Below are 23,593 nucleotides of genomic sequence, written 5' to 3'. Positions count from 1 at the left end.
GCGCGGTGCTCACCTGGCGGGCAGCTCGGGCAGCGGGCCCGCCCCCGCGGTGGCGGTGGCCAGCAGGTCGGCGGCGCCGGGGCGCAGCTCGGCGGTCACCGGCATGGACCGCACCCCGGCGACGAAGTTGGACTTGAGGTGCTCGGGCGGCCCGGCCGGGTGGAAGCGCTCGACCAGGTCGACGACCTCGCCGAACAGCGACCGCAGTGCCACGCGGGCCAGCGGGGCGCCGACGCAGTAGTGCACGCCGGTGCCGAAGGCCACGTGCCGGTTGGGCCTGCGGGCGACGTCGAACCGGTACGGGTCGTCGAACACCCGCTCGTCCCGGTTGGCCGACCCCAGCCACGCCACCACGGCCTCGCCCGCGCGCACCGGCTCCCCGGACAGCTCGGTGTCGGCCACGGCGTAGCGCATGAAGTGGTTGGCGGGCGAGGCCCAGCGCAGCCCCTCCTCGATCGCGAGGGTCGTGCGGTCGGGGTCGCCGTCGAGCCGGGGGTACTCGTCGGGGAAGTCGATGAACCCCTGCACGGTGCCCGCGATGGCGTGCGGGGTGGTGACGTTGGCGCCCAGCAGCAGGCTGTAGCAGTTGTAGACGATCTCGTCGAGGCGCAGCGGCCGCCCGCCCGCGTCCATCCGCTTGAGGAAGCCGACGAGGTCGTCGCGCTCCCCGCGGGCCTGCACCTGCCCGGCGAAGTACTCGAACAGCTCGTGGTGGGCGGCGACCAGGGAGCCGTCGTCGGCCTCGGCGCCGAACATCGGGTCCTGCGGGGCGACGGCCATCGTGGTGAGCCGGGTCAGCTCCGGCCAGTCCGCCTCGGGCAGGCCCATCAGCGCCCCGGTGAACGCCATCGGGAAGCCCGCCCCCGCCACGGCCAGGTCCCAGGGTTCACCGGCGGCCAACGGGGCGAGCAGCCTGCGCACCACGTCGCGGATGCCGGGCTCGCGGGAGCGCAGCGCGGCGAACGACAGCACGCTGTTGAGCGGCAAGCGCATCCGGGTGTGCACGGGCGGGTCGCTGGCGGCCATCATCTTGTCCCCGGCCGGGTCGTCCGAGCCGAGGATGGACAGCAGCGTGCCCCGGCGCGAGGTGAACCGGGTGTGGTCGCGCAGCACCGCCCGCACGTCGGCGTGCCGGGTCACCGAGGCGAACCCGCGCCCGTCGGGCAGGGTCTGGCGCAGCACCGGGGCGCGCTCGCGCATGGCCAGCCACAGCGGGTGCGGGTCGCCGGTGGCGTAGAGCTCCGGGTCGAACAGGTCGACCGCGGTGAGGTCGGTGTCGGGGAGTCCACTCGGGACGGTCAGCCGCACGGGACCTCCCGCGCGCCACCGGTCACCGCGGCCAGGTGCTCGGCCAGCTCGCCGATGGTCGGGTGCTCGTAGAAGGTCCGCGCGCGCAGTGCGATGCCGAACTCCGCGCTGACCTCGGTGGTGATCTGGGTGGCCAGCAGCGAGTGCCCGCCCAGCTCGAAGAAGTCGTCGTCCACGCCGACCGGTTCCAGCCCGAGCACGTCCGCCCACAGCTGGACCAGCCACTCCTGCAGCGGGCCCTCCGGCGGCAGCGGGTCGGTTCCCAGGTCGGGACGCCGCCGAGTGGTCCGCGCGGCCAGGACGGCGCGGTCGACCTTGCCGTTGGCGGTCAGCGGCAGCTCGTCGAGCTTGGCGAACGAGCTCGGCACCAGCGCCCGGGGCAGCTCGGTGACCAGCGCGCGGCGCAGTTCGGCCACCGGGACGGCGAAGTCGCTGGTGTAGAACGCGGCCAACCTGCGACCGCCGTGCGGGTCGTCCTGGGCGACGACGACGGCCTCGGTCACATCGGGGTGGCGCAGCAACGCCCGCTCGACCTCCTCCGGTTCGACCCGGAAGCCGCGGACCTTGACCTGCCGGTCCAGCCTGCCCGCGAACGCGAGCGCGCCACCGGGCAACACCCGCGCGAGGTCACCGGTCCGGTACATGCGCGAGCCGGGGGCGCCGTGCGGGTCGGGCAGGAACACCGCCGCGGTGGCGGCGGGCTGCCCCAGGTACCCGCGGGCCAGGCCCGCCCCGGTGGCGTGCAGGGCACCGACCTCGCCGTCGGGGACGGGGGTGAGGTCCTCGCCGAGCAGCCGGACCCCGGTGCCGTTGATCGGCCCCCCGATGGGCACGGTCGGTGTGGTGAGCGCGGCCGTGACCGGGTGGCAGCAGGTGAAGGTGGTGTTCTCGGTGGGCCCGTACCCGTTGACCACGGTGACACCGGGCAGTCCGTCGACCGCCTTGTCCACATGCGACGGTGAGAGGACGTCGCCGCCCGCGATGAGGTAGCGCAGACCGGAGAGGGCGTCGAGCGCGGTGTCGACCACCTGGTGGAACAGGCCCGCGGTCAGCCACAGCGTGGTGACCGACTCGGCGCGGACCGCCTCGGCCAGCTCCACCGGGGACAGCTCCCCCGCCGGTGCGACGGCGAGGGTGGCGCCGTTGAGCAGCGGGGTCCACAGCTCCAGGGTGGAGGCGTCGAACGCGACCGGCGCGTACTGGAAGAACACGTCGTCGGGCCGGACGTCGAGGAACCCGTTGTCCACGGCCAGTCTGGCCACGGCCCGGTGGGTCACGCAGACGCCCTTCGGCTTCCCGGAGGTACCTGAGGTGTAGGCGATGTAGGCCAGGGAGTCGGGGTGCACGACCGCGTCCGGACCGCGCTCGGGTAGGACGAGGTCGGGGTCGTCGAGCACGACCGTGGCAGCGGGGTCGACCGCGTCGGCGAGCGAGCGCTGGGTCAGGACCACCTCGGCCCCCGCGTCGGCGAGCAGCGCGGTGCGCCGGGCGGCGGGCCAGGCGGGGTCGAGCGCCAGGTAGCAGCCACCGGCGCGCAGCACGGCCAGCAGGGCGACAGGGAGCGCCACCGAGCGTTCCACCAGGACCCCGACCGGGCGCTCAGCGCCGACGCCGCGCTCGCGCAGCAGCGCGGCCAGCCGGGCGGACCGCTCGTCCAGGACGGCATAGCTGAGCCGCCGCGCGCCCTGGCGCACGGCGATCCGCCGCGGCGCGGCGGCCACCTGGCGGGCGAAGAGCACCGGCAGCGGGAGCGCCGCGGCGTCGGCAGCGGGCAGGGGGTCCGGCGCGGGCGTGGGGTTCGGCACTGTCATCCCTTCCTCGAGCACTCGGTCGCGGTCCACACCGAGGCGGCGGTGGCGACCAGCGCGCCGTCGGCGTCGTAGCAGGCGGTCGCCGTCGTGGCGGTCCGACCGCCGCCGGGCGCGCACCAGCCGACCAGCACGTGCGGGGTGCCCGGGCGCGGGGCGCGCAGCAGCCGGGCGGTCATCCGGGTGAGCACCCGGGTCGCGGTCCGCGGGTCCGCCGCCCACCCGCCGGGGCAGTCCAGCGCGGTCCACAGCAGCGCCGCGCCGCTGTCGGCCGGGGTCCAGACGCAGGCGACGGTGTCGGCGCGGCCGGGGACGGGGCCGGGCGCCAGCCGCAGCCCGCTGCCGTCGGCCCGCTCGTGGCCGCAGGCGTAGCAGGTGGGGAACGGGTGGGCGTCGACCCCGGTGAACCCCTCGGAAGCGACTCGGGCCAGGTCCACCGAGACGGGTTCGGGGACCCGCGTCGCCGTCGCGGCGGCCGGGGTGGCGGTGGCGATGAGTTCCTCGTCCCACCACAGCGCGGACCGCCGCCGCCCGGCCGCGAGCCGCATCGGCTCGTCCAGCGGCGGCGGGGCGAGCAGGGTCACCGACGCGTCGGTGCCCGGCAGCGCGGCGCCCGCGAGCAGACCGCAGGTGTAGCCGCCGTGCCCGGAGTCCGGGGGGCCGTTGAACCGGGCGGGCACGGTCAGCACGGCGCACCCCCCGCGGCGGGGAGGCATTCCTCGTGCCTGCACAGAGAGGTGAACGTGGACACCGAGCCCGCGAGCCGCTCCCCCGCCGCGACGACCGCGCGGACCTTGGCGTCGTGCTCGGGGTCGTGCGCGGCGATGAGCACCCCGAGCACTGTGCCGCTGTGCGCGGCGGCCAGCCCGAGGCCGCCCGCCTCGGCGGTGATCCGCAGCAGCGCGTCGAGGTGGCGGCGCGGGCGGACCTTGGTGCTCAGCTGCGCGCTGCGGGTCGCGACGGCGCCGACCTCGGCGAGGTCGTGCGTGCGGACCGCGCCCGCGAGCCGGTCGAGCAGCTCGGCGTACTCGTGCTTGTCGCGGCCGCTGCGCGGGTGCGGGACGCGGTTGTGCCGCACGGTGTCGACCTGGCCGCCCTCGTCGACCCCGACGATGGTCAGGCGGGGCAGGCAGCCCAGGCGTTCCCGCAGCCGGGACTCGCGGTGGTAGAAGGACACGATCCCGTCGTGCATCACCCCGTCGGAGGGTTCGATGCCGCGCAGCAGCGCCTCGATCGCGGTGCTGTCCAGGCGCGCCCCGAGCGCGTCGGCCACCGCCCGGGCGGTGGCCACCAAGTCCGCCGACGAGCTGGCCAGGCCCTTGCCCTCCGGGAGCCTCCCGGTCAGCTCCAGCACCGCGCCGCCCTCGTAACCGCACGCGGTGAGCATCGACCGCACGAGCCGGTGCGACTTGCGCTTGGTCTCGGGTACGACCAGCACCGGTCCCGGTCCCCCGGTGAGCGTGAGCCGCGCGCCCGCTCCCTCGGTGATCGGCAGCGTGACCAGGAAGTCCCGGTCGCCGTCGGGTAGTACGCCCTGCAGGAGTTCACCGAAGGTGCCGCAGGCCCGGCCGTGGCCGACCACCGGCCCCTGGTTCACCTCGACCCGGCAGCCACGGGACCCGCGGGCGGCGCCGTACTCATCGAGCCCCGTCGTGTTCGTCATCGCCCCGCACCACCGTCGAGCGCGCGGTTGACCAGGTCAGCCAGGACGTCCACGCCGGGTGGCGCGACCAGGTCCTTGTGGTCGATGCCGGTCTCGTGGACGGTGAGACGGCCGCCGATCACCGGGCGCCACAGGTCGGCGCTGCCGTGGTCGCCGTGGTGGTCGCCCTGCACGAACACCGCGTCGCCCGGGTAGGTGCCGGGCCGGTGGGCGGCCTGGGCGGCCAGGTTCCGGCGCAACACCGCCACCAGCGCGGACCAGTCGTGCGGCTCGGGCCCCGTGAGGTCCGCGCGGAGCAGTTCGGCGGGGTCCTCGCCCGAGTGGTCGTACTGGCCGGGGAACGCGGAGTCGACCAGGCAGAGCAGGCCGACCCGCTCACCCGCGGCGGTCAGCTGCCGGGCCAGTTCGTGCGCCACCACCCCGCCGAAGGACCAGCCGACCAGCAACCGGGTGCCGGTGGCGCGGTCCGCGCGGAGCAGGGCGAGGTAGTCGGCGGCCATCGCGGGCACGTCCTCGGGCCCGGCGCCGGTGTGCAGGCCCGCGGCGGCGATGCCCAGCACCGGGTGGCGCGGGTCGACGCGGGCGGCGAGGGCCTCGTAGCAGAACACGCCGCCGTCGCTCGGGTGGATGAGGACCACCGGGTCGAGGTCGCCGCCCGCGCGCAGCACCAGCAGCTCGGCCGCGTCGTCGCGGCCCACGCCGCCACCGCCCACGCCGCCACCGCCCACGCCGCTGTCGCCGAGCTTGGCGGCCAGCGCGGCGACGGTGCGGCCGCCGAGCAGGTCGGCGGGCGAGAGCGAGCGGTCGAACCGCCCGCGCACCGCGGCGATGACCCGCAGCGCGGCCAGCGAGTGGCCGCCGAGGTCGGCGAAGGTGTCCTCGACGCTGATCGGGCCGACCCCGAGGACCTCCTCCCACATCGCGGCCAGTTCGCGCTCCACCTCGGTGCGCGGTGCGACGCGGGTGTCGACCGGCGCGGGGACCCGCTCTCGCGCCACCAGCTCGGCGAGGGCGCGGCGATCGGTCTTCCCGTTGGCGGACAACGGGATCGCGGTCACCGGGATCCACAGGCCGGGGATCAGGTGCTCGGGAAGGCGCTCGGCGAGGCAGGCGCGCAGCGCGGCCGAGTCGAGTGCCGGGTCCGCCACGACGCAGGCGACGAGGGTGTCGCCGCGGACGAGAACAGCGCAGTCGCGGACGGTGCCGTGCTCGCGCAGCGCCGCTTCGACCTCGCCCGGCTCGACCCGCAGGCCGCGGATCTTCACCTGGTCGTCGAGCCTGCCGAGGAACTCCAGCGCGCCGTCGGGTCGGCGGCGGGCCAGGTCGCCGGTGCGGTAGACCCTGCCGTGGCGGGTCGTGGGGAAGCGGTGGGCGGTCAGGTCCGGGTCGCTCGGGTAGCCGATCGCCAGGCCGGTGCCGCCGACGCACAGCTCGCCCGCGACGCCGACCGGGACGGGGTTGAGGTCGTGGTCGAGCACGTGCAGGGCGGTGTTGGCGATGGGGTGGCCGATGGGGACCACCCGCTCGACGCCGTCGCGGCACCGCCAGTGGCTGACGTCGACGGCTGCCTCGGTGGGGCCGTAGAGGTTGACCAGGTCGGCGGTGTGGTGGGCGAGGAAGTCCTGCTGCAGGTCGAACGGCAGGGCCTCACCGCTGCAGAACACCCGGTGCAGGCTCGCGCACCCGGTCAGCCCGTCGTCGGCCAGGAAGGCGCGCAGCATCGACGGCACGAAGTGGATCACTGTGACGCCGTGCCGCTGGATCAGGTCGGTGAGGTGGGCGGGGTCGCGGTGGCCGCCGGGTCGGGCGACCACCAGCCGGGCGCCGGTGATCATCGGCCAGAAGAACTCCCAGAGCGACACGTCGAAGGAGAACGGCGTCTTCTGCACCAGCACGTCGTCGCGGCCGATCGGGTAGGCGTCCTGCATCCAGAGGAGCCGGTTGCAGATCGCCCGGTGGGAGACCGCGACCCCCTTGGGCTTGCCGGTCGAGCCGGAGGTGTGGATCAGGTACGCCGGAGCCTCGGGTGCCACCACCACCTCGGGCGCGGTGGTGGGGAGGTGTCCAACGGCGTCGAGGTCGAGCGGTTCGGTGCTGACGCCGTCGACATGGAGGCCGGGGCCCACCAGGACCAGCTCGACACCGGCGTCCTGAGCCAGCGCGGCGAGCCGGGCCCGCGGGTGGTCGGGATCGAGCGGGACGTAGGCGCACCCGGCCTTGAGGACCGCGAGCAGGCCGACGACCAGCTCGACCGACCGGTGCGCGGTGACGCCGATGAACCGCCCCGGACGGGCGCCCAGCTCGATGAGGCGGTGGGCCACCTGGTTCGCGCTCTCGTGCAGCTGCGCGTGCGTGAGGGTGGTCCGCTCGTGGATCACGGCGGGCAGGTCGGGAACGGCGGCGGCGCGCTCGCGGGCCAGTTCGTGCAGGACGTGGGTGGCGGAGTACGCGCGCTCGGTCGCGTTCCACCCGGCGAGCGCGCGCAGCTCGTCCGCCGACAGCAGGACCGCCTCGGCGTGCGGTTCGTCGGGGGTCTCGACCAGGGCCGTGAGGGCGGCCACGTAGTAGCCGTGGATCCGGGCGACCTCGTCGTCGGTGCGGAGGTTGGCGTCGTAGCGCAGCGCGAGTCCGATCGACTCGGCGCCCAGCTCCTGGAAGAACTCCGCGCCGAACGGGAAGTTCGTGGGGACCACGCCGTCCTCGGCCACCACCTCCAGGTCGTCCTCGGCGGTCGGCTGCGTGCGCGAGACGTGGAAGTGCGTGTAGTTGAAGAAGGTCTCGAACAGCGGGCCGCCACCGTGCTCGCGCTGGACCTGCGCGAGCGGGTAGCGGCGGTGCGGCTGGATGGCGAGGTCGACCGCGGCGACCCGCGCCACCAGCTCCCGCCAGGTCCCACCCGTCAGCGAGCAGCGGAAGGGCACGGTGTTGAGGAACAGCCCGACCACGCGGTCGCTGTCGACCTCCTCGCCGCGGACGTTGTAGACCGCGCCGGTCACCACATCGGGCCCGCCGCCGAGCAGGCCCATCACCCGCAGGTGCGCGGCCAGCAGGACGATCCGGACCGGGACGCGCGCCGCCTTGGCCAGCTCGGCCACCCCGTCGGACACCCGAGCGGGCAGGGCGAACTCGGCCATCCGCATGTCGGCGGGTGCCGTGCCGGTGCGCGGCGGGCCGGTGGTGGTCAGGTCGCGCACCTGCTCGGCCCAGAACTCGCGCTGCGCGGTGTCGGCCACGGCGGCCCGCTCGGCCTCGACAGCCGCGCGGAACCGGGCGGTGGGTGCGGGCGGGATGTCCTTGGGCCTGCCCAGCTCGTCGAGGTAGGTGTTGAGGAGTTCGGCGAACAGCGACCGCCCGCTCCAGCCGTCCATGATCGCGTGGTGCTCGACCACCCAGAGCTGGGCGGTGTCCTCGGTGCACCGCTGCACGTGGAAGCGGATCAGCGGCGCGCGGCCCAGGTCGAACGGATGTGTTCGCTCCCACCGGAAACGCGCGTCCACCGCGGCCCGGGTGGCGTCTTCGGGCAGGTCGCGCAGGTCCTCCACGGTGATCGGCGGCGGGACCTCGCGGTGGACGAGCTGCAGCGGGGTGCTGAAACCGCCGAGGGAGAACGAGGTCCGCAGGACCTCGTGGCGGCGGGTCAGCCGCCGCACGGCGCGCTCCCACGCCCCGGTGGAGTGCTCGGTGCGCAGCAGGTAGGTGGCGACGTTGTGGTAGAGCTGGTTCTCGCCGGTGGCCTCGCTGTGGAAGACCATCCCGGCCTGCACGCCCAGCAACGGGTAGGCGTCTTGCACGCCCGCCCCGACCAGGTCGCGGTCCGCGGCGCTGATCAGGGTGAACGGTTCGGCACCCGCGGTGGGCTCCGGGTCGACGGCGACGGCCAGCGGGGCGATCTCGCGGATGGTCTGGTGCAGGATCAGGTCGGTGAGCCGCACCCGCAGACCCGCGGCCCGGGTGTGTGCGAGGACCCGCACGCTGCGGATGGAGTCGCCGCCCAGCTCGAAGTAGTTGTCGTCGATGCCGACCCGGTCCCGGCCGAGCACCTCGGCGAAGATCTCCGCGAGCACCGCCTCGGTGCGCGAGGTCGGTGGCGCGTAGGGGACCGGCTCGTCCCAGTCGTCCTCGGCGGGGGCCGCACGCGGTGCGCGGACGGGCGCTGGCGCACCGATCAGGCGGGATACCGGCACGTCCGGGTCCGCCGACGCACCCGCGAGGATCGCCAGGTAGCGCTCGGCGAACAGCTCGACCCGTTCGGTGCTGAAGAGACCGGTGCGGTAGTCCAACTCGGCGTTGACCGCGGCGCCCTCGTCGGTGATCGCCAGGGAGAACGGGTACTTGGCGGTCTCCGTTCTCAGCTCGGCGGGCTCGAACCGGGCGCCCGCCGCCTCGACCGGCGCCGCGGTGGCCTCGTTCAGCGTGCAGAGCACCTGCAGCACCGGGTCGTGCTCGGGGCCCCGGTCCGGGTTCAGCGCCGTGACCACGAGGTCGAACGGCACCTCCTGGTTGTCGTAGGCGGCCAGCGCGGTGCGCCGCACCTGCTCGACCAGCTCGCGGAAGGTCGGGTCGCCACCGAGGTCGGCGCGCAGCGCCACGGTGTTGACGAAGAAGCCGACTGTGCGGTGGAACTCGCGGCGACCGCGGTTGGCGGCGGCGGTCCCCACGACGATGTCGTCGAAGCCGGTCTGCTCGCGCAGCAGCACGGTGAACGCCGCGAGCAGGACGAGGAACAGGGTGCCGTCCGCGTCCCTGGCCACCTGGCGCAGGACCCCGATCTGGTCGTCGGGCAGCGGGAAGGCGATCGAGGAACCGGCCGACGACGGCGGTTCGGCCGTGTCGGAAGGCAAGCGGAGAACCGGGAGATCACCCGCGAGGGCGGTTCGCCAGTAATCGAGTTGACGAGCCGCCGCGGCGCCGCGCAACCACTCATCCTGCCAGCCCGAATAATCGGCGTACTGGAATTCAGGCACGGGAAGGTCGGGTTCGGCGCCGGTCGCGATCGCCCGGTACGCGACGATCAGCTCGTCGAGCAGGATCCCCGCCGACCACCCGTCCACGACGATGTGGTGCATGGCCAGGGAAAGGACCGATCGGTCCGCCGCGAGGTTCTGCAACCGCGCCCGGAAAAGGGGACCCCGTTCGAGGTCGAACGGCTCCCGGTCGCGGTCGTCGAGCCACGCAGGCGCCGGGTCGTCGGTCTCCAGGTAGTCGAGCGCGGCGTCCTCGCGGACCACCTGGAACAGCTGGCCGTCAGCGAGGGTGAAGTGCGTCCGCAGCGCTTCGTGCCTGGTCAGGAGCAGCTGCAGGGCCGCTCGCAGCGCGCGGCGGTCCAGCGGGCCGCGCACCAGGTGGCGCAGGGCGACGTGGTAGGTGGGCGCGGTGCCCAGCAGGTTCTGCACGAAGAACAACTGGTATTGGGCCCGCGAGGCCGGAAACAGGAATTCCTCGGAAACCGGACCCCCGTCGGGCCGCCGATCGACGCTCACCCCGAACACCTTCCGCCATCGGCGTCGGGCTTGTCCGAATTCCGGTCATCTGCGCGGCACGGCACAACGCTGAACAACCCCAGCCCCCTAATGATCGGGCACGCTGAAACCGCCCGGATAAGACCAATACCGGACGGCAGCACCGACCCTGTTCACGAGAGTTTCCCCGACGTTTGTCGACCCCCTTATATCAACCACCGTAACGACTGGAAGCCCGGCTCCTGCACCGTCAAACGGGTGAACGCGTCCCCACCTCACCACCACCGCCCGTGATACCGGGTCCGACCCGGTGCCCGGCCGGTCCAGGCTCCCCGTCGTGGGCGCCGATCGGCTGGTGGAAGCCGGCCACCTCCAGCCCTTCCGGCACCGAAGCACCGCGGTGGACCCCGACGCGATCCCTCCACTGTGGACCTTTGGGTCGACCTGGTCGTGCCGGTCGTCATCCCTGTCCCGGTGTCGACAACAACGGCTCCGACCTCCGTGCGAGACTGCTGCGCGGTGCACGCCACCGAGGAGCGGCACACCCAGGAGAGACAGGACGATGGTTCCCGACGATCTCGCCGTGTGGCGCCGCCACCACAACGCCGGTGGGGTGAACCCGTGGTCGGGCAGTGTGCGACTGCTTGCCGACGGTGAGCGGCCCGAGGCGCTGGGCACCGACTACTTGAGCGCCGAGGATCTCGCGAATCCCGATATCGCCGCCAATGTTCGGGCGATCGAGGAGACGGCCGCGCTGATCACGTGGGTCGCCGAGGACGCGGACGAGGGGCAGGCGTTCGGCTACTGGCGTGGTCCCGGCGAACTCCCGCTGTCCGTGGCGCCTGTGGTCAGTTTCGACAACGAGGGCCAGTTCCACGTCTTGCGGGGTACCACCCTCAGCGAGGCCCTGTGCGACGAGTACGGCCAGTGGACCGAGGACGGCTATCCCGACCTGGTCGCGCGGTGCCGATCGCACGGCGTGACGATCAGCGCCGACGATCCCGACGAGCTCCCGGAGCCGACGGTGTCACCGACCCCGGCGGAGTACCACGTCGCCCGCTACCGCGAGGTGCTGGCGGGCCCGAGTGCCTGACGAGGTCGTCGACGCCAGCCCTGCGCGGGTGGTGGCCGTGATCGAGCAGATGGCCGACCTGCCCTGGCCGGACGGCGACGAGTGGCTCGAATGGGAGATCGACGGGCTCGCCGGGCAAACCAGCTACCTCATGCACGTCCTCCCCCTCGGCGCCACTTCGGACGCGGCTGCCCTGGCGGCCTTGACCTCGCCCCTCCGCACGCTGGCCGACCAGCGCTGGGGCGCCCGCCACCGCTTCGACGCGACACGCTTCACCGACGACGCGGGCTCGACGAAGTACGACCGGCGCAGCGCACCCGCGAGCCTGGTGCGAGCGCTCGACTCGGACAGCGCGACTTGGTGGCGGTCCGGGAGCGACGCCGTGGTCCTCATCGATAACTCGGCTGCCGCGCCGAAGGCCAGCAAGGCCGCCGTACTCGTGCTGCCCGCGCGGTGGCTAGCCGGACCGGGCGACGAGGAAAAGGCGCTCCACTCCCCCGTGGTCGCCGACCTCCTCTCCGGCGACAAGGACCGGGTGCTGTCCGGGGTGTGGGCCGTCATCAAGACCCGCGACCCCGAGATCCTGACACCACTGGCACGCGCTCTACCCGCCATCCGCAAGGCAACCGCGAACGCAGACCTCGGCGGCGCGCTCGCCTCCAACGGGTCCCACCTGGACCACGCACTCCACCGGATCGAACTCTTCACCAACGGCACCTGCCTCTGCGCCGCCTACCTCTCGCACCAGTTCTACGACCCCGCGAAGGAGGAGGTTCAGGACCACATCCGCATCGTGGCCACAGTCCCCAACGACGGACAATGGATACCCGACCGCATCTGCGAGTGCCACGACTGCGGCCACCAATTCCAGGTCGAACAAGGCGAATACCACTACACCTGGTGGAAGTGGACCGAGCACCCTCCCGGTGGGCCTCCCCCGCGCAACCGCAAGCGCGGCGGCGCCAAGAGCTGAAGGCACGGAACCGGGTTGCCCTCGGAGCGCACACCTTCGCCACCCTCGCCCGATTCTCCGACGTGGCCCCCATCCTCATCGGCGGCCTCTGACCTCCCAGCACGACACTCCGCCCGCGTTGGCGGCAAGAAAAAGTGCGGCATCGCCTACTCTCCACGCCATGCGTCTTAGTGCTGAGCGGCTGGTGCTGCGTTCGTTCGAGCCGGGGGACGCGGAGGCGTTCGCGGCCTATCGGTCGGATCCGGAGGTTGCTCGGTACCAGGCGTGGGAGACGCCGTTGTCGGTGGAGCGGGCGGGCGAGGTCGTCGCGGGGTATGCGGTCGATGATCCGGGGGCGGTTGGGTGGTTTCAGTACGCCATCTCGCTCGATGGGGTGTTGATCGGCGATCTCGGGGTGAACCTGCACGAGAACCGGATGCAGGCCGAGATCGGGTTCACCATCGCGGCGTCGTCGCAGGGGCTCGGGTATGGCACTGAGGCTGTGGCGCGGGTGCTGCGGCATCTGTTCGTCGACCGGGGACTGCACCGGGTCTCGGCGGAGTGCGACCCGCGCAACGAGGCGTCCGCGCGTCTCCTGGAACGGGTGGGCTTCCAGCGTGAGGGCCTGCGACGGGCGAACACCTGGCTGCGCGGCGAGTGGACCGATGACCTGCTGTTCGGTCTCCTGGCCGCCGACTACCGCGCTGGTCAGCCAGGGGTCCGTTGACCCTCAGCGGTGTGGCTGCTAGCGGAAAACCGTTGCGCCCAGCGGGTGTGTGTCGTCGAAGCCGGGGAGTATCAGGAACGTCGCGCAGGCGGTCGTGGTGGTGAACGGGAGCAGCGCGTCCCCGTTGCTCATGTGGGTGAGGGTCTTGGTGAACGTCCGGATGTCGTTCTGGAAGCTGATGAAGAGCAGACCGGGGACGGGGTCGGTGATGCTGTAGGAGCGGCGCAGCATGAGGCCGACGCCCACCGCGGCGGGGTGGGCTCGGCGCACGTGGGCGTCCGCGGGGATCCGGTAGCGGCCGTCGGGGGTCTTCGCGGTGAGGTCCGGGTCGGAGGCGATGGTGCCGCCGGAGAGTGGTTCGCTCGTGTGGCGGCGTCGGCCGAAGACCGCTTCTTGTTCGGTGACGGGCAAAGCAGCGAATCGCGGCAGGTCGAGCTGGATGCGGCGGAGTACGGCGATGGTCCCATCGGTGGCGGGACCATCGGGAAGCCAGAGGTTCTGGTGCTGCTGGGCGGTCGTGCGCGGGCCGACGATGCCGTCGGTGAAGCCGAAGAGGTTTCGCGGCGCGGTGTGGCCACCCTCCACCGGGACGGTCGTGCCACGGTGGCCAGACTGCCGCCACCGCTCTCGCAGACCGCGGCTCTCCAGCAGGGCAGCGGCCGCGATCGGCGGGATCATCGGATCGCTGGCGCAGATCTGCAGCAACAGGTCGCCGCCGCGCGCCGACGGTGGGATCTGCTCGTGGGGGAACTCCGGGAGGTCCTCCGCACCAGGAAGTGCTGGGTCAGCCATGCGCACGAGCCTGGGGCCGATGCCGATGGTCACGGTGAGATCACCCGGTGGCAGGCCGAACAGCCGCGCGTCGGCTCCCGCCGTGAGCGCTTGGACGGTCTTACCGAGTTCGGCCACCAGCGGACCGACAGCCACTCCGTCGTGGAGATCTGCCACAACGACCAACACGGTGGCCTGGGCTTCCTGGGGCGCGACGATCCCCGCCTGGAAACGCCCGGTTGGCGGTACCGGAGCGATCGCCGTGGAGGTCTCCCGCGGCACGTCGGACTCGCACGCCGCGGTGAGGCTCCCGACCGCAACAGCCGCTGTAGCACCGAAAAACGCACGACGTGACGGTTGGCGCACCGGTGGAGAGTGCCACATTCGCCCTGCTGTCGGCGAATCCGGCCACCGTGCCAGACTGGGACCCATGCTTGGTCGAGGTCTCGCCCCGGTCTTGGCGGTACTGGCACTCGCGGGCTGCGGCTCCGACGGTGGCGGACCGGGCAGTGCCGGACCGGGCAGTGGTGTGCGACCCGAGGGCGCGCACGTGACGATCCGGGTTCCCGCTGACGCCCCGACGATCACAGCGGGCGTATCCCTCGCACGGCCCGGGGATCTCGTGCTGGTCGCACCCGGCGTGTACCACGAGTCCGTCAAGGTCAGCACCGAGCGGGTCACCCTTCGCGGAGAGTCCCGGGACGGGGTCGTCATCGACGGGCGGTTGCGGCAGCCGAACGGGATCGTCGTCACCGCGCCCGGCGTCGCGGTGCAGAACCTGACGGTGCGCGGCAACACGCAGAACGGGGTCCTGGTCACCGGGTCGGCGCGGGCCGCCGCCGGGTCACCCGGCCAGGGCGGCTACGACACCGGCGACGAACCGGTCACGTTCCTGAGATCCTTTCTGGTCTCCCACGTGACCGCCACCGGCAACGGCCTGTACGGCATCTACGCGTTCTCCGCCCAGGACGGGGTCATCGAGCACTCGTACGCCTCAGGTTCGCCCGACTCGGGCATCTACGTGGGGCAGTGCAAGCCCTGCCGCATCGTCGTCCGGGACAACGTCGCCGAGCTCAACGCGGTCGGCTACGAGGGCACCAACGCCAGCGGCGAGATGTACGTCGTCGGCAACCGCTTCGCCGGGAACCGGGTCGGTCTCACCACCAGCTCCGACCACCAGGAGAAGCTGCTCCCCCAACAGGGCGCCACGGTCGCGGGCAACCTGGTGTCGGACAACCAGCAGGCCTCGACACCGGAACAAGCCGACGGCGGCTGGGGTATCGGCATCGGCGTGGACGGCGGTAGCGACAACACGTTCGTCCGCAACCGGATCACCGGGAACGCGAACGCGGGTCTGGTGATCACCGCGACCTCCGACATTCCCGCCAACGGCAACGAGGTCGTGGACAACGTGTTCGCGACCAACGGCGTCGACATCGGGTGGGCGTTCCCCACCGCCACTCGCGGCCAGGGCAACTGCCTGCGGGGAAACGACTTCACGACCACGGCACCCGCCGGGCTCGCGACGTCCGCCGCGTGCCCGACCACCGACGTGTCGCCTTCCGGCACGTGGGCACGACCGAAGCCGCCCCGTGGTATCCCGTTCACCGACGTAACAGCGCCTGGCCCGCAACCGCAGTTCCCCAATGCCACTACCGCCGGTCCGACCGTCGTCCCCGATGTCCCGGTGCTACCGGACCTCGCGAACATCCCGCTGCCAGCGGTGTCCCTCCTCGCCGATCAGGCAGTGGTGCGTCTTGAATAGCGCTACGGCGTGACACCGGGTGCGGGTTGTACGGGCACGTATGGCCGGGCGTTGAGGTCGATGACCACCGGCTGGGGTTCGGACGCCACATCGGCCTCCACCCGGTGCAAGGTGCTGTCCGAATCCACCCAGTAGCGGACGTTGCCCGCGGTGTCCGGCTTGGCGCGAGCGGCTGGACCGGCCATGACGTCCACGCGGCGGCCGCGCACCTGGTCGTCGCGGACCCACGTGGCGCCGTTCTGCGGCAGCAGTTCCGCGTTGTCCGGCCGGTCGTTGCCCAAGCCGAGGGTGATCAGCAGCGCGCTGTCGAGCGAACTGCCGGACGTGGTCAGCGGACGCTGGTGCCAGCCCGAACCCGGTGGTGTGACAGGGGGTTCCGCGAGGGAGTCCGTCATCGGATGGACGAACACCGCGGTGCTGTTCCACTGGATCAGCCCATCGCTGGACGTGTCACGGCCGGTGCCGCGCACCACGCCATAACCCAGATGGGCCCGGTAATCGACCGACCCGGTGATCACCAACCCGCCCGAGGTGGTCGGCACGGTGATCGTCACCGCGCGACCACCCGCCTGGTAATTCAGGAACCGCGTGACCGCCAGCCGGTTCGCCTCGTCGGTAGTCAGCGGACGCGGGCCCCTTGGCGTCGCGGGGGAATTGGCGATCAGGGTCACTGCCACGCCGATCGCCACGGCGGCCACGACAGCGGTGACGACCACCATTCGGCGTCGCGGTGACCACGAACGCCGCGCAGGACGTTGTCGAGCTCGAATGCTCCGCACGCGGCGTGATCTTAACGGGCCGCTGGTTCACCCCCCTGATTCACCCGGTCGCCCGCACCCAACGAGTCGCCGTTCTGGTTGTCTGTGGCGGTTCGCGACGACTTCCACGAGGGGACGGCGATGCGCCGGACAACCTGGCGACGCACGGTCGGGCAAGCACGGGTGGGATTCGCCCTGGCACTACTCGCGTCCAGCGCGATGATCGGGACGTCCGGTGTGGCCGCAGCGGACGCGACGGACGGAACCCTGACGGTCCAGGTATTGCGAGACTTCTTCGGCACCGGTGTCATCAACGCGACGATGGACGTACCGCAGCGGGGTATCGACGTCCGGGTGTCCGACCGCGGGGGCCGCCAGGTCACCGGAACCACTGACGCCACCGGCAAGGTCGTGGTTCCGCCGTCCACCGCGCTGGTCGGCGGGAGCTATCGCGTCGATGTCACGATTCCGGCCCCCTACAGCGACTACTTACAAGCGGCGCCCGCCTCGACGGCGACCAACCACTTCGACAGCTTCACCACCTTCGTAGAAGTGGCGAACGGCAAGGACGCTTCGGTGGTCACCGGGGTGTGGAACGCGGCGGACTTCACCCTGCCGGACTCCCGCTACTTCGTGCCGATCCAAAGTGGAGGAACCGGCACGGACACCCGAGCGTTGGTGTCGTTCGGCGTGAACACCCGCGGCACGTGCCCCGCCCAGATCGCGTGCCCGACGACTCTCGCCACGCAAGCGCAGGTGGGCACGACCTTCGGCCTGGTCTACGACAAGTACCGGAATCGGCTGTTGCAGAGCGCGTTCGCTCGGCGCCACACCCTCTACGGCCCCGATGGCGGCGACGCGATCCACGCCGTGCCGGTCGATGGCAGCGGCGCACCCACGCTGTTCGCGAAGGTGCCGGGCGCCGCGGTGACGCCGCACGACACGGCGAACCTCACCAAGGACGCCGCGTTCACCGAGGCGCCGACGAAGGAAAGCATCGGCGGCCTCGCGTTGTCCGAGGACGGTTCCAAGCTGTACGCGGTGAACCTGCTGACCCGCAGCCTGGTCACGTTCGACGCGACCGGCAGCACCGCCGCGGCGCCCCAGGCCACTGTGCCGATCCCCGACCCGGGCTGCGCGGCGACCGCTGACTGGCGTCCGTTCGCTGTGTCCACACACGACAACACGCTCTACGTCGGCGGGGTGTGCAGCGCGGAGAGCACCCAGAACCGGGCGGACCTCAAGGCTGTCGTCTACGCCTACAAGGGGTCGCAGTTCACCGCGGTGCTGACCCAGCGGCTCGACTTCGCGCGCGGCGAGGTCCTCGTGGGCTCGACCGGCAGCGCGCAGGGCAGCCACTGGAACCCGTGGGACACCGCACTGGCGACGTGGGGCACGCACGATGTCGGTGGCGGCTCGATGATCGACCCGCAGCCGCAGCTGGCCAGTCTGGCCTTCGCCCGTGACGGGTCGATGATCCTCGGCTTCCGCGACCGGTTCATGGACGTGGTGGCCTGGGGTGGGCTGGACCCGCGGCCGGGCAACAACGCCGCGCAGAACGGGTTCTCCGGCGGCGACATCAACATGGCTTGCGTGAACCCCGCTGGCGGGTACTCCTGGGAGGGCACCGGGACCTGCCCCGACCACGCGGCCACCACCAACAACGGCCAGCAGGGCGCCGGGGTGGTCGAGTACTTCCCCGGTGACTACTTCGCCCCACAAGGGCCGACGACGCGCGGACCGCACCAGGAGGCCGCGCAGGGGGCGGTCGCCTATATCCCCCAGCAGCAATGGGTGGTCAGCACGCAGATGGACCCGACGACCCGCGTCATCACCGGCGGGACCGGGTACTACGACATCACGACCGGCCAGGGGCCCGGCAACAACCCGAACGCCAACGCGTACGAGTTCGTCGGCCCGAACCAGAACGGTTTCGGCAAGGCGGGCGGGCTCGGCGCCCTCGCCTACCAGGCGGCGAACGCGCCCGTCCAGATCGGCAACCTGGTGTGGTTCGACGGTGACCACAACGGCGTCCAGGACCCGGCGGACGTACGACTGCCCGGGGCGACGATCAACCTCCTGGACGCCAACGGCAACCAGGTCGCCACCACCAAGACCGACGCCGCGGGCGAGTACTACTTCGGCGGCGTGGGCGCGACCTACACACTCACCCGAGGCGCGAGGTACACGGTCCAGTTCAACGTGTGCACCGCGAACACGGACAAGGTCCCCGGCAAGCCCGCCGCGACCGACCTGCGGTTCACCCTCCCCGTGGCAGGCACCGACCGTGTCCACGACTCCAACGTCACCCCACCAACCACAGGCCAACTCTGCGACGGATCCACCCCCGTCACAGCCCCCAACACCCCCGGCGAGGTAAACCACACAATCGACGCGGGCGTGTACATCCCGCAGCCGCCGCCGACAACAACACCCGCCCCCACCACACCCCCACCAACCACGACCTCACCGCCCCCCGCCCCGAACAACTCACGCCCACCCCTACCCGACACCGGCGTCTCCGGCATCCCCTGGCTCCTAGGCCTGGGCGCCCTGACACTGGCCGCAGGCACCGCCCTCATCCTCGTGACCCGAAAGCGCCGCCCGAAGCGAGACTGACCCCATGCGGGATTGCGGTTCTGGCTGTGCTCGGCGCTGGTGCGCCGGTGGTTGTCGCGGCGGATGCGGTGGGGCGAGTGGCGGGTCAGTCGTGCCAGAGTTGGATGAGCCAGCGTTCGATGCCGGAGGTGAAGGTTCCCTCGGCGAGGTCGGTTGCCGCGTCGCGGTTGCCGACGTGGATGCGGGCGTGGTGTGAGCCCGGGTGGGCGATCGGCAACGTGTGTGTGGAGAAGGACGCGGTGACGGACTGCAGGCGGACCGCTGAGTCGATGTCGCAGGTCAGTTCCAGGACCTCGTCCCAGTCGCCGGGTGCCGTTGGCGGAACACCGTCCCAGAGTTCGAGGCGCACGGTCGGGTAGTGGTCGTTGGCGGCGCTGTGCAGCAGCAGGCCGCCTGGACCTCCGACGGCCGTCCACGGCCCGGCTGGAATCCCGACGGCCAGCGCGTGGCGCATCATGCTGACCTCCTGCACGGTGAACTGGCCGTACTCGACGTCCACCATGTCGTCGAGCTCCCCCAGCAGGTTCGACATCCGGACCCCCTCCGTGTCAGTGAAGGCGATGGTAGCGGGGTCCTTCCTCAGGCCCCCGCCGACATCAGGCACCGGAGCGGGCGGTCGCCGTCAAGGTGCCTAGACCGGGGCGAGGGCCTCGACGGGGGTCCAGGGGTCGTGGAGGCCGAAGGCTTGCGGGCCGAATACCTCCAGGGCTTCGGGGGTGCGCATGATGGGTGGGGTGGACATGGCGAAGATCTTGACGCGTTGGCCGTAGCGGAGGGATTCGGTGGTGATGGGGTTGGCGGTCTGGGCGTCCAGGACGGAGATCAGGTCGGGGACGATGGCCAGGACGCGGCCGTCGTGGTGGGCTACGAGGTGTTCGTTCTGGAAGGTGAGGGTGACCGCGGTGTCGCCGTCGAAGGTGCTGACGGTGGCTGTGCCGCGGACGAAGCCGTCGGAGCTGCTGCGTTCCACGTCGATGACCTTGCCCTCCAGGAGGACCCGGCCGGACCCGTAGATCGACCGTTCGAGGGCCTGGCCCAGCGCGTCGAACGGGTCGCGGTGGTGTTCTCGGGCCTCGCGGATGCACCGGCCGAGGGCGAGCGCCAGGCTCATCGTGCCGGGGATGGCGGTGCGCTTCACCTCGGCGCCGGTCATCGGGTACTCCGCGATGTAGGACACGCCGCCCATCCGGATCGTGACCCCGCGGGCGAGCCACTCCATCTGCTTGTTGTCCACCCCAGTGTCGATGACCGTGGTGTGGCCGTTCGAGTCGCAGATCGCGATCGGGGACCCGGACACCCCGTACACGCCGAAAGTCTCCATCTGGAGTTCGGGGAACGCCCTGCCCATCCCGTCCCCGTCCACGATCGGGATACCCGCTCGGGCCGCGACCAAGAGCGGGATCATCGAGTTGAGGCCCCCGCACTCCATCGGGATGATCGCGTCAACCGCACGCCCCAGACGCCTCTCAAGCGTGCGTAGGGCCGTGACGGGCTCGTCCCCAGACGGGATCTTCTCCACGACAACGGTCGGTGCCCCCATGAACGCGCTGGCCACGACGAGGTCATCATCATCGACCTCGTCAGTGGTGAGCAGCCTGATTGTCCTGCCGCGCCGCAACTCCTCGCTGACCAGGAGCAGGCCGATGTAGGGATCCCCTCCCCCGCCGGTGCCGAGCAAAGCCGCTCCCCTGGCCAGGTCGGGCAGGTCGTCGAGCGTGATGTCAGTGGCCACGTCGGCCTCCCATGTCGTTTCCGAAGACGAGGTCTCCCACAGCCTTGACGCGAATCCGGGTGACGTTCCCCGGCAGATAGGCCAAAGGAACCTCCTCGACCTCAACAATCTGCACCGTTTGGGGACGCGCTCCCGCCGCGACGGCCCGGTCGACCGCTTCCTGCTTCGCGGCGTCGAGCACCGATTCCCGGGTCCCCGACGCGACCGCGAACATCCGGTCTACTTCCCCACCCACCTGGGCGATCGCGGCACCGATGGCGTTCGCGACGCCGGAGTGCTCAGGCCGGTGGACCTTCCCAGACCCCTCAAGCATCTCGGGCACCAGGATGTTCCCTCCACCAACCGCGACCACGGGAAGAGGCGTCGCACTGGTCCGCATGCGGTCGACAGCGGACGCGATCTCCCGCGACATGTGCGCGAGCACGGCGTCCACAAGGGACGAATCAAGATGGGCCACCAGGCTGGGGTCGCCGATTTCCGCGATCCCAGCGGCGACAGCGATGTCCGTGGCCGTGAGCGTGTCCCCACCGAACACCAGCCCCTCCTGCCGGATGCGGTACCCGACGCTATCCGGTCCGACGGTGGGCTCACCGAGACGCACCCGACTCCCTCCCCCGATGCCGATGGACAGGACGTCGGGCATCCGGAAGTTGGTGCGGATCCCGCTCACGCTGACCTCGGTCGTCGCCTCGCGCGGGAAGCCGTTCTGCAGGATGCCGATGTCGCTGGTGGTCCCGCCGACGTCGATGACAGCGCAGTCACCAAGCCCAGAAAGGAAAGCGGCTCCACGCATCGAGTTCGTCGGCCCCGACGCGAAGGTGGCGACGGGGTAGCGCCGGGCGAAGTCCACGTCCATCAACGTTCCGTCGTTCTGGCTCAGGAACAGGGGTGCGCGGATCCCAGCGTCAGTCAGCGCGCCGGAGAGCCCGTCGCAGATGTGGCCCGCGAGTTCGCGCAGACAGGCGTTGATGATGGTCGCGTTCTCCCGTTCGAGCAGCCCCATGCGGCCGAGTTCGTGGGACAGGCTCACCGCCACGCCGGGGATGTGCTCCGACAGGATGTCGCCGACCTCGACCTCCAGCTCGGGGTTCGCCGGTGAGTACACAGAGGACACCGCGATGCTGCGGATCCCCTTCAGGGCGATGTCGTCGGCGACCCGCTTGATCTCGTCGCGGTCGAGGTGGCTGATCAGCCTGCCGTCGTACTCGTTGCCCCCGTGGCAGAGGTAGCCCTCCCCCTTGATCGCCGCCACCAGGTGCTCGGGCCACCCGACGAGCGGCGGCAGGGCCCGGGTCGCGGGCAGTCCGAGGCGAACCGCCGCCGTGGGGGCCAACCTGTTCGCTTCGACGATCGCGTTGATGAAGTGCGTCGTGCCGATCATCACCGCCCGCACGTCCAGCGGGTCGAACGGCGACGCCTTGCGGAGTTCGGCGATGGCCGTGACGATGCCCGAGGTCACGTCCGGTGTCGTCGAGGTCTTCACCTCGGCCAGCACCCGGCGGGCGTCCATGAGCACGGCGTCGGTGTTGGTGCCGCCGACATCGATCCCGATTCGCATGGCAGTCCCCCGGTTCAGGCGTGCTGGTCGTCGGCCGGCTGAGCGGTCCCGGTGCGCGATATCCCCAGCGGCCGCACCAGGCCCAGCTTGCCCGCGACCAGGTACAGGACGAACGAGGCGACCAAGGCGTTGATCGAGGCGATCCCGAAGTCCACGTAGTACCCGACGGCCCACGACAGCCCCCAGACGACCAGGGTGGTGGGGACCCAGGTGGGACAGCCGGCGGGCAGGTCGTCACCGGACTCGTCCAGGTCCGAGCGCCACAGCTTCACGAAGAAGTACTCCGCGATGATGATCCCGGCCAGCGGCGGGAAGGCCACGCCGAGCACGATCAGGAAGTCGGTGAACTTCTCCAGGATGCCCGCGGCGGCCAGGACGCTGCCGATGCCGCCGACGGTCAGCGTGACCAGCCCCCGGTGCAGCTTCACCCCGAAGACGGTCTTGCCGAAGTTGACCACGCCGAGCGAGGCGGAGTAGAGGTTCCAGTCGTTGATCTTGACGGTGCTGGCCACGATGATCAGGGTCCCGAGCAGGCCCGCGCTCGAGGTCACGATGCCGATGATGTCGCTGGTGCCCACGGCGTGCGCGAGCAGCACCCCGACCAGGGCGATCACGTACTCGCCGATCGTCACCCCCACGAAGGTCTGCTTGACGACGTCGCTCGTCGAGCGGTTGAACCGGGTCATGTCGGGGGTCATGACCATCCCGACGATGAACCCGCCCGCGACGAGCGTCGTGCCCGCGGCGAGGCTGATCTGCGGCCCCGGCGCGGGTGAGCTGACCAGGTCCGACAGGGAGTGCTTGGACAGCTCGCTGATCACCGCGTAGCCCGCGAGCAGCAGGAACGCCGGGACGGTGATGTAGGCCGTCCACGCCATCGAGCCGAACCCGTACATCACGATCCCGGTGACGGCCATCCCGAACACCAGCGCCCAGCCCCAGGTCGGGAGGACGCCGATCAGCTCGGTGAGCCCGCGCGCGGAGATGGCGCTTTGCACGCCGAACCAACCGATCAGGCTCAGCGCGATCGCTAACCCGACCAAGCTGGACCCGTAACGGCCGAAGCCCGTCCAGCGGGTCAGCACCGACGTGGAGAGGCCCTCGCGCTGGCCTGCGATGCCGGTGAAGATCGCGACGACCTCCAGGATGACCGACCCGAGCGTGATGGCCAGGACGGCCGACCAGAACGACATCCCGAAGCCCAGCGTGGCCCCGATCAGGAACTGCGAGAGGCACGAGAGCTGCCCGAAGCGCTGGACGCAGACCGACCACCACGAGTAGCGGGCCCCGGCGGGCACGCGTTCCAGTGCGTAGTCGTCGACTCCCTGGGTGGATGACATGGCTGACCCTCCTGAGTTCCGGGTCAGCCTGTGATGCGGCTCACCGAGAGCCAGAGATTAG

Annotated in this window: 16 protein-coding genes; 5 read left to right on the top strand and 11 right to left on the bottom strand. The window is 71.4% G+C overall.

The genetic code is table 11. The annotated features are described in order from the left end of the window. Nucleotides 1–9: 9 nt before the first annotated feature. From LV79_RS14400 to LV79_RS14380, 5 genes are read right to left on the bottom strand one after another with little or no spacing between them, the layout of a single operon-like run. Nucleotides 10–1,308: a cytochrome P450 gene (locus LV79_RS14400; RefSeq protein WP_253836526.1), complete on the bottom strand. Its 1,299-nt coding sequence runs from the start codon at nucleotides 1,306–1,308 to the stop codon at nucleotides 10–12. Next, nucleotides 1,299–3,119 (bottom strand): non-ribosomal peptide synthetase, encoded by a 1,821-nt coding sequence (locus tag LV79_RS14395; protein WP_253836516.1) that lies wholly within the window; start codon nucleotides 3,117–3,119, stop codon nucleotides 1,299–1,301. The genes LV79_RS14400 and LV79_RS14395 overlap by 10 nt, the downstream gene beginning before the upstream one ends. Then, nucleotides 3,116–3,805: a hotdog fold domain-containing protein gene (locus LV79_RS14390; RefSeq protein WP_253836514.1), complete on the bottom strand. Its 690-nt coding sequence runs from the start codon at nucleotides 3,803–3,805 to the stop codon at nucleotides 3,116–3,118. Before LV79_RS14390 ends, LV79_RS14395 begins: the two co-directional genes overlap by 4 nt. Beyond that, nucleotides 3,799–4,779 carry a GHMP family kinase ATP-binding protein gene (locus LV79_RS14385; RefSeq protein WP_253836512.1) on the bottom strand — a complete coding sequence of 327 codons (981 nt, stop codon included), beginning with the start codon at nucleotides 4,777–4,779 and terminating at the stop codon, nucleotides 3,799–3,801. Before LV79_RS14385 ends, LV79_RS14390 begins: the two co-directional genes overlap by 7 nt. Beyond that, nucleotides 4,776–10,259, bottom strand: coding sequence for a non-ribosomal peptide synthetase (locus LV79_RS14380; protein ID WP_253836509.1), 5,484 nt, complete (start codon nucleotides 10,257–10,259; stop codon nucleotides 4,776–4,778). Before LV79_RS14380 ends, LV79_RS14385 begins: the two co-directional genes overlap by 4 nt. A gap of 541 nt (nucleotides 10,260–10,800) precedes the next feature. Between LV79_RS14380 and LV79_RS14375 the strand changes: the two genes are divergently transcribed. The 3 genes from LV79_RS14375 (at nucleotide 10,801) to LV79_RS14365 (ending at nucleotide 12,989) form a co-directional block, all read left to right on the top strand. Beyond that, nucleotides 10,801–11,331: a hypothetical protein gene (locus LV79_RS14375; RefSeq protein ID WP_253836507.1), complete on the top strand. Its 531-nt coding sequence runs from the start codon at nucleotides 10,801–10,803 to the stop codon at nucleotides 11,329–11,331. Further along, nucleotides 11,324–12,283, top strand: coding sequence for a hypothetical protein (locus LV79_RS14370; protein WP_253836504.1), 960 nt, complete (start codon nucleotides 11,324–11,326; stop codon nucleotides 12,281–12,283). Before LV79_RS14375 ends, LV79_RS14370 begins: the two co-directional genes overlap by 8 nt. A gap of 160 nt (nucleotides 12,284–12,443) precedes the next feature. After that, nucleotides 12,444–12,989 (top strand): GNAT family N-acetyltransferase, encoded by a 546-nt coding sequence (locus LV79_RS14365; protein WP_253836502.1) that lies wholly within the window; start codon nucleotides 12,444–12,446, stop codon nucleotides 12,987–12,989. Nucleotides 12,990–13,007: 18 nt separating this feature from the next. Here the strand turns inward: LV79_RS14365 and LV79_RS14360 are convergent, their stop codons facing one another. Next, the gene (locus LV79_RS14360; RefSeq protein ID WP_253836500.1) at nucleotides 13,008–14,042 is read right to left on the bottom strand and encodes a Dyp-type peroxidase; all 1,035 of its coding nucleotides are present in this window, start codon (nucleotides 14,040–14,042) and stop codon (nucleotides 13,008–13,010) included. A 148-nt stretch (nucleotides 14,043–14,190) separates the two neighbouring features. Here LV79_RS14360 and LV79_RS14355 point away from each other — a divergent pair, with 148 nt between their 5' ends. Further along, nucleotides 14,191–15,525, top strand: coding sequence for a right-handed parallel beta-helix repeat-containing protein (locus LV79_RS14355; protein WP_253836499.1), 1,335 nt, complete (start codon nucleotides 14,191–14,193; stop codon nucleotides 15,523–15,525). Between the two features lie 2 nt (nucleotides 15,526–15,527). Here LV79_RS14355 and LV79_RS14350 read toward each other — a convergent pair whose 3' ends face one another. Then, nucleotides 15,528–16,244: a hypothetical protein gene (locus tag LV79_RS14350; RefSeq protein ID WP_253836497.1), complete on the bottom strand. Its 717-nt coding sequence runs from the start codon at nucleotides 16,242–16,244 to the stop codon at nucleotides 15,528–15,530. Nucleotides 16,245–16,424: 180 nt separating this feature from the next. Between LV79_RS14350 and LV79_RS14345 the strand changes: the two genes are divergently transcribed. Next, nucleotides 16,425–18,902, top strand: coding sequence for an SdrD B-like domain-containing protein (locus tag LV79_RS14345; RefSeq protein ID WP_253836495.1), 2,478 nt, complete (start codon nucleotides 16,425–16,427; stop codon nucleotides 18,900–18,902). A gap of 85 nt (nucleotides 18,903–18,987) precedes the next feature. Here the strand turns inward: LV79_RS14345 and LV79_RS14340 are convergent, their stop codons facing one another. From LV79_RS14340 to LV79_RS14325, 4 genes are all read right to left on the bottom strand, one after another. After that, nucleotides 18,988–19,434, bottom strand: a complete 447-nt coding sequence (locus LV79_RS14340) for a hypothetical protein (protein WP_253836493.1) — start codon at nucleotides 19,432–19,434, stop codon at nucleotides 18,988–18,990. A gap of 99 nt (nucleotides 19,435–19,533) precedes the next feature. Further along, nucleotides 19,534–20,634: an S-methyl thiohydantoin desulfurase family protein gene (locus tag LV79_RS14335; protein ID WP_253836491.1), complete on the bottom strand. Its 1,101-nt coding sequence runs from the start codon at nucleotides 20,632–20,634 to the stop codon at nucleotides 19,534–19,536. Further along, the gene (locus LV79_RS14330) at nucleotides 20,624–22,192 is read right to left on the bottom strand and encodes a hydantoinase/oxoprolinase N-terminal domain-containing protein (protein ID WP_253836490.1); all 1,569 of its coding nucleotides are present in this window, start codon (nucleotides 22,190–22,192) and stop codon (nucleotides 20,624–20,626) included. Before LV79_RS14330 ends, LV79_RS14335 begins: the two co-directional genes overlap by 11 nt. 14 nt (nucleotides 22,193–22,206) lie before the next feature. Continuing rightward, complete coding sequence (locus tag LV79_RS14325; protein ID WP_253836489.1) at nucleotides 22,207–23,532, bottom strand: purine-cytosine permease family protein; 1,326 nt, start codon at nucleotides 23,530–23,532, stop codon at nucleotides 22,207–22,209. Nucleotides 23,533–23,593 lie beyond the last annotated feature (61 nt).

It is taken from the genome of Actinokineospora globicatena, assembly GCF_024171945.1.
GTDB classification, from domain to species: domain Bacteria; phylum Actinomycetota; class Actinomycetes; order Mycobacteriales; family Pseudonocardiaceae; genus Actinokineospora; species Actinokineospora globicatena.
The sequence above is the reverse complement of the archived record's forward strand: the minus strand, read 5'-3'. Positions and strand labels throughout refer to the sequence as shown.